This is a genomic window from Eubacterium ventriosum, assembly GCF_025150745.1.
Taxonomy (GTDB): domain Bacteria; phylum Bacillota; class Clostridia; order Lachnospirales; family Lachnospiraceae; genus Eubacterium_G; species Eubacterium_G ventriosum.
The window spans coordinates 2,060,354-2,073,824 of sequence record NZ_CP102282.1 but is presented as its reverse complement, the minus strand read 5'-3'; the positions used below and the strand labels follow the sequence as shown (position 1 = coordinate 2,073,824).

General features: G+C 35.6%; 11 protein-coding genes. 8 read left to right on the top strand and 3 right to left on the bottom strand.

The features are described from left to right. The first annotated feature begins 10 nt into the window (after nt 1-10). Entirely contained in the window at nt 11-1,801 is a 1,791-nt protein-coding gene (gene aspS, locus NQ558_RS09280) for an aspartate--tRNA ligase (RefSeq protein WP_005359420.1), read from the top strand. 116 nt (nt 1,802-1,917) lie between these two features. Here aspS and NQ558_RS09275 read toward each other — a convergent pair whose 3' ends face one another. After that, nucleotides 1,918-2,739 carry a hypothetical protein gene (locus NQ558_RS09275; RefSeq protein ID WP_005359423.1) on the bottom strand — a complete coding sequence of 274 codons (822 nt, stop codon included), beginning with the start codon at nt 2,737-2,739 and terminating at the stop codon, nt 1,918-1,920. A 158-nt stretch (nt 2,740-2,897) separates the two neighbouring features. Beyond that, on the bottom strand, nt 2,898-3,551 hold the full coding sequence (locus NQ558_RS09270; RefSeq protein WP_005359426.1) for an HAD family hydrolase: 654 nt from the start codon (nt 3,549-3,551) through the stop codon (nt 2,898-2,900). 281 nt (nt 3,552-3,832) lie between these two features. Between NQ558_RS09270 and NQ558_RS09265 the strand changes: the two genes are divergently transcribed. Beyond that, complete coding sequence (locus tag NQ558_RS09265) at nt 3,833-5,074, top strand: serine hydroxymethyltransferase (protein WP_005359429.1); 1,242 nt, start codon at nt 3,833-3,835, stop codon at nt 5,072-5,074. Nucleotides 5,075-5,258: 184 nt separating this feature from the next. Next, nucleotides 5,259-5,660 (top strand): putative ABC transporter permease, encoded by a 402-nt coding sequence (locus tag NQ558_RS09260; protein ID WP_005359432.1) that lies wholly within the window; start codon nt 5,259-5,261, stop codon nt 5,658-5,660. A gap of 76 nt (nt 5,661-5,736) precedes the next feature. Here NQ558_RS09260 and aroC read toward each other — a convergent pair whose 3' ends face one another. Continuing rightward, a complete protein-coding gene (gene aroC, locus NQ558_RS09255) occupies nt 5,737-6,834 on the bottom strand; it encodes a chorismate synthase (protein ID WP_005359435.1) in 1,098 nt (365 codons plus the stop codon). 158 nt (nt 6,835-6,992) lie between these two features. On the opposite strand from aroC, the gene tgt reads away from it, so the two are divergent. From tgt to ilvB, 5 genes are all read left to right on the top strand, one after another. Then, nucleotides 6,993-8,129, top strand: a complete 1,137-nt coding sequence (gene tgt / locus NQ558_RS09250; protein WP_005359438.1) for a tRNA guanosine(34) transglycosylase Tgt — start codon at nt 6,993-6,995, stop codon at nt 8,127-8,129. A gap of 12 nt (nt 8,130-8,141) precedes the next feature. Further along, complete coding sequence (gene yajC, locus NQ558_RS09245) at nt 8,142-8,441, top strand: preprotein translocase subunit YajC (RefSeq protein ID WP_005359440.1); 300 nt, start codon at nt 8,142-8,144, stop codon at nt 8,439-8,441. Between the two features lie 477 nt (nt 8,442-8,918). Then, nucleotides 8,919-10,001: a 3-isopropylmalate dehydrogenase gene (gene leuB / locus NQ558_RS09240; protein WP_040446029.1), complete on the top strand. Its 1,083-nt coding sequence runs from the start codon at nt 8,919-8,921 to the stop codon at nt 9,999-10,001. Between the two features lie 69 nt (nt 10,002-10,070). Continuing rightward, nucleotides 10,071-11,738 carry a dihydroxy-acid dehydratase gene (gene ilvD, locus NQ558_RS09235; RefSeq protein ID WP_005359444.1) on the top strand — a complete coding sequence of 556 codons (1,668 nt, stop codon included), beginning with the start codon at nt 10,071-10,073 and terminating at the stop codon, nt 11,736-11,738. A gap of 21 nt (nt 11,739-11,759) precedes the next feature. Further along, nucleotides 11,760-13,451, top strand: coding sequence for a biosynthetic-type acetolactate synthase large subunit (gene ilvB, locus NQ558_RS09230; RefSeq protein ID WP_005359445.1), 1,692 nt, complete (start codon nt 11,760-11,762; stop codon nt 13,449-13,451). Nucleotides 13,452-13,471 lie beyond the last annotated feature (20 nt).

Sequence of the window (13,471 nt, the reverse complement as noted above, 5' to 3'; positions counted from 1 at the left end):
AGGAAGAATTATGGCAGAGTCAATGCAGGGACTTCATAGAAGTCACAGATGTACAGAAGTATCTAATAAGAATATTGGTGAAACTGTAACTGTAATGGGATGGGTCCAGAAAAGAAGAAATTTAGGAAGCTTGATTTTTATAGATTTAAGAGATCGTTCAGGTCTTTTACAGTTAGTTTTTGATGAAAACAATGGTGAAGTTTTTGAAAAAGCTAAAAATCTTAGAAGCGAATTTGTTATTGCAGCAGAAGGTGTTGTTAGACAGCGTAGTGGTGCAGTTAATGAAAATATGGCAACAGGTGATATTGAAGTAACTGTAAACACACTTAGAATTTTATCAGAAGCTGAAACACCTCCATTCCCTGTTGAAGAAGATGCTAATACTAGAGAAGAGTTAAGATTAAAATATAGATACCTTGATTTAAGAAAGCCTCATCTTCAGAGAAATCTTAAGATGAGAAGTGATATTACAACTTTTATTAGAAAGTTTATGTCAAATGAAGGATTTATTGAAATTGAAACTCCAACATTATGTAAGAGTACACCTGAAGGTGCGAGAGATTATTTAGTACCTAGTAGAGTACATCCGGGATGCTTCTATGCATTACCACAGTCTCCACAGTTATATAAGCAGTTGCTTATGTGCTCAGGTTTTGACAGATATATTCAGATTGCAAAATGTTACAGAGATGAAGATTTAAGAGCTGACAGACAGCCTGAATTTACACAGGTTGATATGGAACTTTCTTTTGTAGATGTTGATGATGTAATCGATGTTAATGAAAGATTATTAAAGGCATTATTTAAAGAAATTCTTGATGTTGATGTTCAGTTACCAATTCAGAGAATGACATGGATTGAAGCTATGAACAGATATGGTTCAGATAAGCCTGATACACGTTTTGGAATGGAACTTATTGACGTAACAGACGTTGTTAAAGGTTGTGGCTTTGGTGTATTTACAGGAACAATCGAAAACGGCGGTTCTGTAAGAGGTCTTAATGTTAAGGGACAGGGCGCAATGCCAAGAAAGAAGATTGATAAGTTAGTTGATTCTGCAAAGGGCAACGGAGCAAAAGGTCTTGCATATATTGCAATGCATGAAGATGGAACAATTAAGTCATCATTTGCTAAGTTTATGACAGATGAGGAAATGGATAACCTTATTAAGGCTATGGATGGTCAGCCAGGCGATTTATTAGTATTTGCTGCTGACAAAAATAAGATTGTTTGGAACGTTCTTGGTGCACTTAGATTAGAATTAGCTGAACAGTTAGATTTAATTGATAAGAGCAAATTTAACTTCTTATGGGTGGTAGAATTCCCACAGTTTGAATGGTCAGATGAACAGAACAGATTTCTTGCAATGCATCATCCATTTACAATGCCTATGGATGAAGACTTGGATTATATTGAATCTGATCCGGGCAGAGTTAGGGCAAAGGCTTACGATATCGTACTTAATGGTTCAGAAATCGGTGGCGGCAGTGTTAGAATCCATCAGGCAGACGTTCAGGAAAGAATGCTTAAAGCATTAGGTTTTACAACAGAAGCAGCTCACGAACAGTTTGGATTCTTATTAGATGCATTTAAGTATGGTGTTCCACCACACGCAGGACTTGCATACGGACTTGACAGACTTGTAATGCATATGACAGGTGAAGACAACATTCGTGAAGTAATTGCATTCCCTAAGGTTAAAGATGCATCATGCTTAATGACAGAAGCACCAACAGCTGTAGATGCAAAACAGTTAGAAGAATTATCAATTGAAACAATTGATGTTGAAGAAGAAAAATAAATAATGAGAGATGTAAAGAAATAGAAACGATTATAGGAATATATAATAGTTGGCAAGGATTCACATAGCTTAATACAAAGATAAAAGGCTGCTCAGTTGGGCAGCCTTTTGTGATGCTAGTTTAATCTTAGTCGTCTTATTTGCTCTTGCATACTGCCAACGTAGTTTGAAAGCTCATTGTATTTGTTGTTTAATTTTTCAACATCTCTTTTTAAGATATTGTAGTTGTATACAAGTTCTTTGTATGAATTTGAATTATATGAGGCGTTATAAGCTTTATAATTGTTAGTAGTGTTGTTTTTAGGCAGATTATTTCTAGGAGTATTAGGAATTGAAGTATTGTTATTTGAGATATTATTATTTGATACATTGTAGCTTGAAGTGTTATAGTTTGTAGAATTATTTCTTAAAGAATTTTCACTCCCGGAAGTAGCATTAGTCATATTATTCAGAGAAAGATTAATTTCCTGCTTACAAACCACATTAAAATTCAAGTCGATTTCATAAAGTGTATTGTCAGTTGTAACAAAAATGCAATTATTATGTACAAAAGCAGAGATATGATTCGAGCCGGATATGTTTTCGACAATACAATGTTTCTCGGTAAGATTGTCTGAACAAACTCCCATAAGTGAATTATCCAAATAAAAAACATATAATTTATTGTTAAAAACAAGTGTTGCACAAGATGTTTTAAGGCAAAGAACTTCTTGAAAACTATTTTGTGTTACTTGGGTAAGGACGAACGAATTATCTACAGAGTAGTAGGAAACAAGTGGAGAATTGACTGAATAAACATTAAAGTCTTTTTTGAAATTTTTAAAAACATAGCCCTTTGAAAAAACACGACCGTTGGCTATCAGGTAAGATTTGATTTGCCGTGCTGACTGTTCGAAAATCATTGGTTGGCCGTTTTCTAATTCTATAATATGATACATAAAAACCTCCCATATTAGTTGCTATATAAATCATATAACAAAATATGCAGGAGGTTTAAAAATTATTTCATAAAACGTTAGGTTTAAAGCACTATTATATGTACAAAATGAATTAAACCTAAAGAGCTATTTATTATAAAAGGATTAGATTTAAAGTATTATTCGCTATACAAATCAATTACATCTAAAGCGCTATCCACAATATGAATAGGAATATCCTTTAAAGAATCATTTGGATATTTTAAATCAGGAATGCAGATAACAGGAATGCCGGCTGCGTGTGCGGCTCGGATTCCGTTTTCTGAATCCTCAAAAATAACAGCTTCATCTTTGTTAAAAGGTGTCTTCCCAAGGGCTTTTAAGAAAATTTCCGGATTAGGTTTTGAATTTTTTACCTGGTCTCCGCCAATAATATGTTTAAAATAATCACGAATACCGGCTATATTTAAATATTTTTCAACCATAGGAGTTACTGTTGAAGAGGCAACACAACAAATTGTTCCGTTTTCCTTAAAAAACTCCAATAATTCGGGAATGCCTTTCATAATTTCCAAACCGTTTTCTTCAACATCCTTTGCAACTAATTCACGAGTTTCCTTAAATATCTGTTCGGTAGAAAAATCTTCGCCAAAGATTTTCTTGTGAACTTCTTTAACAGAAGCAAATGAGAGCCCTAATGTTTGGGTAAAATCTTCAATTCTTGAAGGATAGCCATATTTCTTATGAACCATGCTTTCAAACTTGAAAAACTGACGCTCAGTATTAAAAATCAATCCATCCATATCAAAAATTGCAACTTTTGGAATGTTCATAATAAAATTCTCCTTAGTATTTGACTTTAAGGCTATTTAATAAAATTGCTTATAAAAAATAATAATAGTGCTGTGCATAGCAACTATTAATTACTAGTTTAAAATATCATATATGTTTGAAAAATCAAGAGGGGAAAAAGAGAATATTTTATAAAAATTTAATTTTGAAAGAAATAAATGAATAAATATAAGTAAAAAGCTTATTTTTTGACTTTCTTAATAGAAATAATTGTGGTAAACTTATGTTTGATAAGTATTTGACAATATACAGGAGGTACAAAATGTTTTCATTTGACGAAATTAAGAATGCAGATATTGAAATAGCAGAAGCTATGCAGGACGAAATGGACAGACAGCAGAGCCATTTGGAGCTTATTGCATCTGAAAATATAGTAAGCAAAGCGGTAATGGCAGCTATGGGAAGTCATTTAACAAATAAATATGCAGAAGGTTATCCGGGAAAGAGATACTACGGCGGATGTGAATATGTTGACGTTGTAGAAGAACTTGCAAGAGAAAGAGCAAAGAAATTATTTGGATGCACATATGCTAATGTACAGCCACATTCAGGTGCACAGGCTAACTTAGCAGTATTTTTCGCTTTGGTTAAACCGGGAGATACAGTTATGGGAATGAGCCTTGATGCAGGTGGACATTTAACACATGGTTCAAAAGTTAATATTTCAGGTACATATTTTAATATTGTTTCTTATGGAGTAAATGAAGACGGTTATATAGATTACGATCAGGTGTTGGAAGTTGCAAAAGCTAACAAGCCTAAACTTATCGTAGCTGGTGCAAGTGCTTACCCAAGAAAGATTGATTTTAAGAAATTCAGAGAAATCGCTGACGAAGTAGGTGCTTACCTTATGGTAGATATGGCACATATTGCAGGCCTTGTAGCTACAGGACAGCATATGAGCCCAATTCCATATGCGCATGTAACAACAACTACAACTCATAAGACATTAAGAGGACCAAGAGGTGGACTTATTCTTTCAAGTGAAGAATTTGCTTTGGAACATAAGCTTAATAAGGCAGTTTTCCCAGGAATCCAGGGTGGACCATTAATGCACGTTATCGCATCTAAGGCTGTTTGTTTCAAAGAAGCTTTATCACCTGAATTCCAGCAGTATGGCAAGAACATTGTGGCAAATGCGCAGGCACTTGCAAAAGGTCTTACAGACAGAGGTTTTGACCTTGTATCAGGCGGTACAGACAATCACTTAATGTTAGTAGACTTAAGAAGCAAAAACATTACAGGTAAGGAATTTGAAATTGCTCTTGATAAAGCAAACATTACATGTAACAAGAACGCAATTCCTAATGACCCACAGAAACCGGGAATTACAAGTGGTGTAAGAATTGGTACACCTGCAGTTACAACAAGAGGACTTAATGAAGCAGATATGGATGTAATAGCAGAATGCATGGCATTAATCGCTGCTGATCCGGAAGGAAACAATGAAGCAGTAAAGGCAAAAGTAAAGGCATTAACAGACAAATATCCTTTATATGCATAAAGAAACAAAATATTAATATGACTGTTGATTAGAAAGTAGAATCAATAGTGTTGTAAAATCCTTACAGTAAAAGGACTGATTGGTCTTGCGAGCTGTAAGGATTTTGTTTTTTATGGAATATGTTTCCTGCATAATTCCCCAATTTTTGGAAATAATGTAATGGATTAGATTTACAGGGGGAGATATGAAAAGTGATTTTGTAAAATGTGGTATTTTAGGTTGGTGTATTGAAATTATATGGACAGCCTTTCATGGAATAAAAAGCAAAAATAATAAATTCATTGGTTATACGTCAATAATTATGTTCCCCATATATGGCTTGGCATCAGTTATAAAGCCAATAAGCCTTAAGTTAAAGAAAATGAAAATGCCTACAATAATCAGGGGGATAGTTTATTCAATAGGAATTTTTATGGTAGAATTAATTACAGGAAGTATTCTTAAGAAAACAAATAATTGTCCGTGGGATTATAGCGATAAAAAGTACAACATAAACGGTGTGATTAGAATTGATTATGCACCGCTGTGGTGCATTGTAGGTGTTATTTTTGAAAAAATGCTTAACTCAAAAGAGTGCAGGAAATAGAGCAAAGCAAAAAAATAGAAAATAAAAATCTTCCAAACAGTATATTTAAACATGCTTGGAAGATTATATAAATTTATTATTTAAAGAATTTTATAATATTGTCCATTCTGGAAGTCATTGACTGGAATAGTAAATCAACAATAGTAATGGCAACCATTGATTCAACAACAATTACAGCTCTAGGAACAATAATAGGATCGTGACGACCTTTTATATTGATATCAATATTTTCCATAGATTTATTTACTGTCTGCTGTGTCATTGCAATAGAAGGAGTAGGCTTGATTGCGGCTCTAAGAACAATAGGTGAGCCGTCGCTTATGCCACCAAGAACCCCTCCGGCATGGTTTGATGTTTTTGAAATATGACCATTTTCAACTTTAAAACCATCATTATCTTTAGAACCGGTAGATGTGGCAACTGCAAAACCATCACCAATCTCAATACCTTTAACAGCACCGATGGACATAATTGCTTTTGCAAGGTTAGCATCTAACTTATCAAAAACAGGTTCACCTACACCTGTTGGCATTCCGGCTACAACACATTCGATAATACCACCAACGGAATCCATTTCAGCCATTTTCTCTTTAAGCATATCACCTGCAAGTTTAGCAGCGTTGCTATCAGGCATATACATAGGATTCTTCTGAATTTCGTCTTTACTAAAATTATTGTAATTTATAGATACGTTACCGATAGATTTAGAATAAGTCATAATGGAAATATTAAGTGATTCTAAAATCTTAGAAGCAATGGCGCCTGCGGCAACTCTTCCTATAGTTTCGCGACCTGATGAACGTCCGCCACCGCGATAATCTCTGAAACCATATTTTTCATCAAAAGTGTAATCAGCGTGTCCCGGCCTGTAGCATTCTGCAATCTGTGAGTAATCAGCAGAATGATGATCTTTATTGTGTACAAACAAAGAAATAGGAGTGCCGGTAGTTTTTCCTTCAAAAATACCAGACAAAATCTCGACCTTGTCATCTTCGTTACGCTGTGTAGTGTATGCAGACTGTCCCGGCTTTCTTCTGTCAAGAAAAAACTGAATGTCTTCTTCACAAAGAGGAACTCCTGCAGGGCAACCGTCAACTACAACGCCAACAGCCTTTCCATGAGATTCTCCCCAAGTTGTTATTTTAAAAATGTTACCATATGTTGAACCAGCCATTTTAACCTCCGTAAATAAAATCCGTAAAAATTTTTGCCTTTCACGATTATAACAAGGAATAGGGATAATAGCAAATTGAAAATATCTGCTTGCGTTAATACTAATAAAATAATATAATAATACAATGCGTTAAAAAAATGAAATCAATGAGGTGTTTTATGTTTAAGGTTTTAGCAAAAGATGGAAATGCAAAACGAGGCGAATTTACAACAGTTCATGGCAAGATTCAGACACCGGTTTTTATGAATGTAGGAACAGCGGCTGCAATTAAAGGTGCAGTAGCTGCAGAAGACTTAAAGACAATTAAGACACAGGTAGAATTATCTAATACATATCACCTTCATGTTAGACCGGGTGATAAGATTGTTAAGAAGTTAGGCGGTCTTCATAAATTTATGAATTGGGACAGACCCATTCTTACGGATTCAGGCGGATTTCAGGTGTTCTCTCTTGCAGGACTTAGAAAAATAAAAGAAGAAGGTGTATACTTTAATTCACATGTAGACGGAAGAAAGATTTTTATGGGGCCTGAGGAAAGTATGCAGATTCAGTCAAACTTAGCTTCAACTATAGCTATGGCTTTTGATGAATGTCCTTCAAGTGTTGCATCAAGACAGTATATTGAAAATTCTGTTGCAAGAACTACAAGATGGCTTGAAAGATGTAAGAAAGAAATGAACAGACTTAACGGTTTGGAAGATACGATTAATAAGAATCAATTATTGTTTGGTATTAATCAGGGTGGTATTTATGCTGATATCCGTATTGAACAGGCCAAGGCTATAGCTGATATGGATTTGGATGGATATGCCATAGGTGGTCTGGCTGTAGGTGAAAGCCACGAGGAAATGTATAGAATTATTGAAAGTGTTGAACCTCATCTTCCAAAGGATAAGCCAATATATTTAATGGGAGTAGGTACTCCGGCTAATATACTTGAAGCAGTAGAACGTGGTGTGGATTTCTTTGATTGTGTTTACCCATCAAGAAACGGTCGTCATGGACATGTATATACTAATGCCGGTAAGTTGAATTTGTTTAATGCAAAGTATGAAACAGATTCAAGACCAATAGAAGAAGGTTGTGAGTGTCCTGTATGTAAGTATCACTCAAGAGCATATATCAGACATCTTCTTAAAGCTAAGGAGATGTTAGGCATGCGCTTATGCGTCTTGCATAATTTGTATTTTTATAATACAATGATGGAGGAAATAAGAGATGCCATTGAGGCAGGAAACTATGCCGAATATAAAGCTAAGAAATTAGAAGGCTTTAAAGAAAATGACAAGAAATAGGAGGAACGAACAATGCCAATTTTAGCAGCAGGTTCTCAGGCAGCAAGCTGGGGAATAATGGTCCTTTATGTAGTATTAATTATTGGATTTATGTATTTCCTTGCTATTAAGCCACAGAAGAAACAGGAAAAGAAACAGAAAGAAGTTATGGATGCAGTTGCAGTAGGCGATAGCATTTTAACAACAAGTGGATTTTACGGAATGGTTATTGATGTAACAGATGATACAGTTATCGTTGAATTTGGTGGAAACAAGAACTGCCGTATTCCAATGCAGAAATCAGCTATTGTAGATGTAGAAAAAGCTGAATAGTTACTATGATATAAATACAATAATATTAAAGCTTGAAGTAAAGGTGTTTATGAGATTTAAGGTCTATAAACACCTTTTTTCTGTTTTGGCTATGTTGATGGCTATGCTGATGATGTCACTTGGAATGGCATTCTTCTCAATAAGAAAAATCAAGCGATAATATAGTGTTATATTATAAAAAGAAGGCAATGGTGAACTTGTAAAGGCAAGGCTGTTGCCTTCTTTTAGTTTATTCTTTTAGCAAAACTGTTACGGAAACATTATTTAAGAAAGAAAACAAGTATGAAAAATAGAAAAAATAAAGTAGAATGTTTATTATAAATTATGAACCAGGTTAAATTTAATCAAGAAATATATTATATATGTAGGTTGATAAAATATATCATTTACGATATAATTTAAGAATTAGCGTAGACTTTTGTACTTAATTATGCAGAAGCTACTTCTTATTAATCACGATAGAAAAGAGGATACATGATGAATTTTAATGTTGCAGTAATTCCCGGTGATGGAATTGGACCAGAGATTGTAAGAGAAGCACAGAAGGTTCTTGATGCTGTTGGAACTAAGTTTGGTCATGTCTTCAACTACACAGAAGTGGATATGGGCGGGGTGTCAATTGACAAGCACGGAGTTCCACTTACAGATGAAGCATTAGCCACAGCACAGAAAAGTGACGCAGTCCTTCTTGGTGCCGTAGGTGGTGTCGTCGGAAAAGACAGTTGGTACGAACTTCCACCTAACCTTAGACCAGAGGCAGGACTACTTGCCATAAGAAAAGGACTTAATCTTTTTGCTAACCTTAGACCTGCATATCTTTACAAAGAATTAAAGGGTGCCTGTCCATTGAAGGAAGAGGTAGCAGATGCCGGTTTTGACATGATTATTGTTAGAGAGTTAACAGGTGGTCTTTATTTTGGAGAAAGAAAGACTGAAGAAGTTGACGGCGTGCTTACAGCAACAGATACTTTAACATATAATGAGAACGAAATTAGACGTATTGCAAAGAAAGCTTTTGAAATTGCAATGAAGAGAAGAAAGAACGTAATAAGCGTTGACAAGTCTAACGTGCTTGACTCTTCAAGATTATGGGATAAGGTTGTAAATGAAGTGGCAAAGGATTATCCTGAGGTTACATTAACACATATGTTAGTAGATAACTGTGCAATGCAGTTAGTTAAGGATCCGGCACAGTTTGATGTTGTTGTAACAGAGAATATGTTTGGGGATATCCTTTCAGATGAAGCTAGTATGATTACAGGATCAATTGGAATGTTATCATCAGCCAGTCTTAGAGAAGATAAGTTTGGACTTTATGAACCAAGCCACGGTGCTGCACCTGATATTGCAGGTCAGAACAAGGCTAACCCTATAGCAACAATTCTTTCAGCAGCTATGATGCTGAGATACTCATTTGATCTTGATAAGGAAGCAGATGCAGTTGAAAAGGCAGTTGAGAAAGTGTTAGAAGACAATATCAGAACAGTTGATATTATGTCAGACGGAATGACACTTGTTGGCTGTAAAGAGATGGGTGACGAGATAGTAAACAGACTTTAATAAAGTCACTTCATATGATTTTAGATTTTATAGACTATAATAGATAGACCGATTTTAGGAGGAAATAAGATGAAGAGTGATGCAGTAAAGAAAGGACTTCAGCAGGCTCCACACAGATCATTGTTTAATGCTCTGGGTATGACAGAAGAAGAAATGGAAAGACCATTAGTTGGTATTGTATGTTCATATAATGAAATCGTTCCGGGACATATGAACCTTGATAAGATTGCTAACGCAGTAAAGATGGGTGTTGCCATGGCAGGTGGTACACCAATTATGTTCCCAGCTATTGCCGTATGTGACGGTATTGCAATGGGACATGAAGGAATGAAATATTCTCTTGTAACAAGAGATTTGATTGCAGATTCAACAGAATGTATGGCTAAGGCTCACCAGTTTGATGCTTTAGTTATGATTCCTAACTGTGATAAGAATGTACCGGGATTATTAATGGCTGCAGCAAGAGTAAATGTGCCAACAGTATTTGTTTCAGGAGGACCAATGCTTGCAGGACATGTTGGAGGACATAAGACCAGTCTTTCATCAATGTTTGAAGCAGTAGGTGCCAATGCTGCCGGCAAGATGTCTCTTGAAGAATTAAATGAATATGAATGTAAGGCTTGTCCAACATGTGGTTCATGTTCAGGTATGTACACAGCTAACTCAATGAACTGTCTTACAGAAGCATTGGGTATGGGACTTAAGGGTAACGGAACAATCCCTGCTGTATATTCAGAAAGGTTAAAACTTGCTAAGCATGCAGGTATGGCAGTAATGGAATTATACAGAAAGAATATCAGACCTCGTGACATTATGACAAAAGATGCTATTTTAAATGCATTAACAGTAGATATGGCACTTGGTTGTTCAACAAACAGTATGCTTCATTTACCTGCTATTGCACATGAAGTTGGATTTGATTTTGATATTTCATTTGCTAACGAAATCAGTGAAAAAACACCTAACCTTTGCCATTTAGCTCCGGCAGGTCCTACATATATGGAAGACCTTAATGAAGCAGGCGGTGTTTATGCGGTAATGAATGAATTAAGAGAACTTGGTCTTTTACATGAAGATTGTATTACTGTAACAGGAAATACAATTGGAGAAAATATTAAAGATTGTGAAAACAAGAATCCACAGGTTATCAGACCTCTTGATAACCCATATAGTAAAACAGGTGGTCTTGCAGTATTAAAAGGAAATCTTGCACCTGATGGTAGCGTTGTAAAACGTTCAGCAGTTGTAGATGAAATGATGGTTCATAAAGGACCTGCAAGAGTATTTGAATGCGAAGAAGATGCTATTGTAGCAATAAAGGGCGGAAAGATTGTACCTGGTGATGTTGTAGTTATCAGATATGAAGGACCTAAGGGTGGCCCTGGAATGAGAGAAATGTTAAATCCTACATCAGCAATTGCAGGTATGGGACTTGGTTCATCAGTGGCTCTTATTACTGACGGACGTTTCTCTGGTGCTTCAAGAGGAGCTTCTATCGGACATGTATCTCCTGAAGCTGCAGTAGGTGGACCTATTGCTTTAGTAGAAGAAGGAGACATTATTAAGATTAATATTCCTGAAATGACTCTTGAACTTGATGTTTCTGATGAAGTTCTTGCAGAAAGAAGAAAGAACTGGACACCAAGAGAACCAAAGGTTACAACAGGTTATTTGGCAAGATATGCATCTATGGTTACATCAGGTAACAGAGGAGCAATTCTTGCAATCGATAAATAAGACAAGGGAGAGGACAAGATTATGGAATTAAACGGTTCACAAATAGTAATAGAATGTTTAAAAGAACAGGGTGTTGATACAGTATTTGGTTATCCGGGTGGAACAATCCTTAACATCTATGATGAAATGTATAAGCACTCAGATGAAATTACACATATATTAGTATCCCATGAACAGGGGGCAGCTCATGCAGCCGACGGATATGCCCGTTCAACAGGGAAAGTTGGAGTTTGTATGGCAACATCAGGACCTGGTGCAACTAACTTGGTTACAGGTATTGCAACAGCATATATGGATTCAGTTCCATTGGTTGCTATTACAGCTAATGTTGCCAAGTCAGGACTTGGAAAAGATTCGTTTCAGGAAATTGATATTGTTGGTGCAACAATGCCAATTACAAAACATAATTTTATTGTGAAAGATATTGAAAATCTTGCAGATACACTTAGAAAGGCTTTCCGTATTGCCAAGACAGGAAGACCGGGACCTGTACTTGTTGATATAACAAAAGACGTTACAGCAGCTAAGTACAACTACGAAAAACAGGAACCTGTTAAAGTGGAAAGAATTTCTGACACAATTAAAAAAGAAGACATTGATATAGTGGTAGAGATGATTAAGTCATCAAAGAAACCATTTATTTTAGTTGGTGGTGGCGCAGTTATTTCAGATGCAGCTAAGGAAGTAAGAGAACTTGCAGAATTAGTTGACGCACCTGTTTGTGATTCACTTATGGGTAAAGGTGCAATGGATGGTAACAGCGAAAGATATACAGGAATGATCGGTATGCACGGAACAAAAACATCAAACTATGGTGTTACAATGTGTGATTTATTATTAGTTCTTGGAGCAAGATTTAGTGACCGTGTAATCGGTAAGGCTAAGGCTTTTGCTAACAATGCAAAGATTGTACATATTGATGTTGATCCATCAGAAATTAATAAGAATATTAAGGCTGACGCAAGCATCATCGGAGATATGAAAGAGGTTCTTATTAGACTTAATAGTGCTCTTACAAAACAGGATCATGCAGATTGGATGCAGAAAATTAAAGAAATGAAGGAAAAATATCCTTTAGCTCTTAATAAAGATGTTCTTACAGGACCTGCTGTTATTGATTCTTTATATAACATTACAAATGGTGATGCTATCATTACAACAGATGTTGGACAGCATCAGATGTGGGCTGCACAGTTCTATAAGTTTAAAGAACCTAGACAGCTTATTACATCAGGTGGACTTGGTACAATGGGCTATGGTGTTGGCGCATGTATTGGTGCTAAGATGGGCAATAAAGACAGAGTATGTGTAAATGTTGCAGGTGATGGATGTTTCAGAATGAACATGAATGAAATTGCAACAGCAACACGTTACAATATTCCAATTATTCAGATTGTTATTAATAACCACGTTCTTGGTATGGTTAGACAGTGGCAGACATTATTCTATGGCAAGAGATATTCAAATACTGTTCTTGACGATAGCGTTGATTTCGTAAAGATTGCAGAAGGAATGGGAGCTAAGGCTTACAGAGCAACAACAGTTGAAGAATTTGAAAATGCATTAAAAGATGCTATAGCTCTCAATATACCATGTGTTATTGATTGTCAGATAGATCAGGATGAAAAGGTATTCCCTATGGTTCCTGCTAATACAGCAATTAGTGAAGTTTTTTCAGAAGAAGACCTTGCAGAAAAAGGATATGACTGCTAATATAGATATATTAGTATTTA